General features: G+C 53.2%; 1 tRNA gene and 2 rRNA genes. All 3 read left to right on the plus strand.

The annotated features are described in order from the left end of the window. Positions 1-433: 433 nt before the first annotated feature. The 3 genes from ACR0CG_RS23390 (at position 434) to ACR0CG_RS23400 (ending at position 3722) form a co-directional block, all read left to right on the plus strand. Positions 434-3297, plus strand: a 23S ribosomal RNA gene (locus tag ACR0CG_RS23390). 185 nt (positions 3298-3482) lie between these two features. Beyond that, positions 3483-3597: ribosomal RNA gene (rrf, locus tag ACR0CG_RS23395) — 5S ribosomal RNA — on the plus strand. A gap of 48 nt (positions 3598-3645) precedes the next feature. Then, positions 3646-3722 (plus strand) — tRNA-Met (locus ACR0CG_RS23400).

Raw genomic sequence — 3722 nt, forward strand, 5'->3', positions numbered from 1 at the left:
ACGGACACATCAATTGACATCGTATAGAGAGAAATCAATCAACACTGTTTGATCGCGCCGAGTGTGGCGCTGATCTCGGTCGTTCTCATCTTCGGATGAGCGGCGCGGTCTGGGTCTAGCCGGCCTGGCATGCGTATCGCGATCGAAAAGAACAGAGTTGTCCAAGTCAAATATACTAACCCGAGCGACCTGCGTTGATCAGCTGCACGGCTGAGAGACCATATGGGGTTGCTCAATTGTCCTCGTCCAAGTGGCGGGGGCGGGAAATGTATGTTTTTGGTTCAGAAGAATGACTGCCTTTAGTTACCAGCTGGGCGGTCTCGATTGATCCGACCCCCGAACTGTGAAGGCCGAAGGCCGGAAGAGTTCATGTCCTCAAGTAGCCGAATAGGCGGTAGGACGACCAAGGTCGTGTCTTTCTTTTTCTGGATCAAATCAAGCGCGAGAAGGGCGTTTGGTGAATGCCTTGGCAGCAAGAGGCGATGAAAGACGTGATACTCTGCGATAAGCCATGGGGAGCTGAGAATAAGCTTTGATCCATGGATCTCTGAATGGGGCAACCCACCTGAAAGCTTCATATTGTTATCCCCTCACAACCTAGTTGTGAGATAGATACTCAATATGGGGTTTAAACAGGTACTTAAGACCTGAATACATAGGGTTTTAAGAGCAAACCCGGGGAACTGAAACATCTAAGTACCCGGAGGAAAGGAAATCAATTGATACTCCCCTAGTAGCGGCGAGCGAACGGGGACCAGCCGAGCCGGATAAGTGAGAAGAACATGTTGGGAAGCATGGCCATAGCGGGTGACAGCCCCGTATTCGAAGCTTTGACGGACGTATTAAGTAGGGCGGAACACGTGAAATTCTGTCTGAAGATCGGAGGACCACCTTCGAAGGCTAAGTACTCCTTGCTGACCGATAGCGAACCAGTACCGTGAGGGAAAGGTGAAAAGCACCCCGACGAGGGGAGTGAAACAGTACCTGAAACCGAACGCCTACAATCAGTCGGAGGCTCCTTGCGAGCTGACGGCGTACCTTTTGTATAATGGGTCATCGACTTGGTCTCACGAGCAAGCTTAAGCCGTTAGGTGTAGGCGTAGCGAAAGCGAGTCTTAATAGGGCGAATGAGTTCGTGGGATCAGACCCGAAACCGAGTGATCTAGGCATGGCCAGGTTGAAGGTAAGGTAACACTTACTGGAGGACCGAACCCACATCCGTTGAAAAGGATCGGGATGAGCTGTGCCTAGGGGTGAAAGGCCAATCAAACTCGGAGATAGCTGGTTCTCTGCGAAATCTATTTAGGTAGAGCGTCATCCGAATACCCCGGGGGGTAGAGCACTGGATGGGTAATGGGGCCCCACAGGCTTACTGATCCTAACCAAACTCCGAATACCCGGGAGTACTAGATGGCAGACACACTGCGGATGCTAACGTCCGTAGTGGAGAGGGAAACAACCCTGACCTACAGCTAAGGCCCCCAATTCATGGCTAAGTGGGAAAGCAGGTGGGACGACCAAAACAACCAGGAGGTTGGCTTAGAAGCAGCCATCCTTTAAAGATAGCGTAACAGCTCACTGGTCTAAATAAGTTGTCCTGCGGCGAAGATGTAACGGGGCTCAAGCCATGAGCCGAAGCTTAGGATGCCGTAAGGCATGGTAGCAGAGCGTAGTGTGACATAGAACTCATCCGTATTTGCATCCACCTGTGAAATATCAGCGGGTGTAATGACGGATCGAGTTCTTTCGATGAAGCCGGCCTGTGAGGGATCCGGTGGAGAGATCACTAGTGAGAATGATGACATGAGTAGCGACAAAGAGTGTGAGAGACACTCTCGCCGAAAGTCCAAGGGTTCCTGCTTAAAGCTAATCTGAGCAGGGTAAGCCGGCCCCTAAGCCGAGGCCGAAAGGCGTAGGCGATGGGAACTAGGTTAATATTCCTAGGCCAGGAGGATGTGACGGATCACAGGTGTAGTTCAATCTTATCGGATTGATTGGGCTGCTGAGTGGTTCCTGGAAATAGCCCTCCATCAGACCGTACCCTAAACCGACACAGGTGGACTGGTAGAGCATACCAAGGCGCTTGAGAGAACGATGTTGAAGGAACTCGGCAAAATACCTCCGTAAGTTCGCGAGAAGGAGGCCCGGTTCCTAGGCAACTAGGGGCTGGGGGCACAAACCAGGGGGTGGCGACTGTTTATTAAAAACACAGGGCTCTGCGAAGTCGCAAGACGACGTATAGGGTCTGACGCCTGCCCGGTGCCTGAAGGTTAAAAGGAGAGGTGAGAGCCTTGAATTGAAGCCCAGGTAAACGGCGGCCGTAACTATAACGGTCCTAAGGTAGCGAAATTCCTTGTCGGGTAAGTTCCGACCTGCACGAATGGCGTAACGACTTCCCCGCTGTCTCCAACATCGACTCAGCGAAATTGAATTGCCTGTCAAGATGCAGGCTTCCCGCGGTTAGACGGAAAGACCCCGTGCACCTTTACTACAGCTTCGCACTGGCATCAGGATTGTGATGTGCAGGATAGGTGGTAGGCTTTGAAGCAGGAACGCAAGTACCTGTGGAGCCTCCCTTGAGATACCACCCTTCGCACTCTTGATGTCTAACCGCGGTCCGTTATCCGGATCCGGGACCCTGCGTGGCGGGTAGTTTGACTGGGGCGGTCGCCTCCTAAAGCGTAACGGAGGCGCGCGAAGGTTGGCTCAGAGCGGTCGGAAATCGCTCGTTGAGTGCAATGGCAGAAGCCAGCCTGACTGCGAGACTGACAAGTCGAGCAGAGTCGAAAGACGGCCATAGTGATCCGGTGGTCCCGAGTGGAAGGGCCATCGCTCAACGGATAAAAGGTACGCCGGGGATAACAGGCTGATACTGCCCAAGAGTCCATATCGACGGCAGTGTTTGGCACCTCGATGTCGGCTCATCTCATCCTGGGGCTGGAGCAGGTCCCAAGGGTACGGCTGTTCGCCGTTTAAAGAGGTACGTGAGCTGGGTTTAGAACGTCGTGAGACAGTTCGGTCCCTATCTGCCGTGGGTGTAGGAGACTTGAGAGGAGTTGCCCCTAGTACGAGAGGACCGGGGTGAACGATCCACTGGTGGACCAGTTGTCGTGCCAACGGCAGTGCTGGGTAGCTATGATCGGACAGGATAACCGCTGAAGGCATCTAAGCGGGAAGCCCCCCTCAAAACAAGGTCTCCCTGAGGGCCGTGGAAGACCACCACGTCAATAGGCCGGAGATGTAAGCGCAGTAATGCGTTCAGTTGACCGGTACTAATCGCCCGATAGGCTTGATTTGATCCAGTAATGGAAAGACAAAATCAAAAACATACACCTCAGTAAACATGGATAACTTCGCAGCGCCTAGCCGCGATGTTGATTGACATAAAAACCGTGCAGGAACGCGCATCCGCTTCGCGAATACGCTGCCTCCTGCGCGTCGCCTTTTTGCTTCGCAAAAAGAGCGACGGGGATTTTCCTCGGTTTGGTGGTCATAGCGCAAGTGAAACACCCGGTCCCATCCCGAACCCGGAAGTTAAGCACTGCCGCGCCAATGGTACTTGGGCTTAAGCCCCGGGAGAGTAGGTCACCGCCAAACCTAGCAAAATCCCCCTTCTCTCTGACGATGACAAAAATCTGACACTGACGCGGGATGGAGCAGCCCGGTAGCTCGTCAGGCTCATAACCTGAAGGTCGTAGGTTCAAATCCTACTCCCGCAACCA

The organism is Ruegeria sp. AB8 (assembly GCF_056542605.1).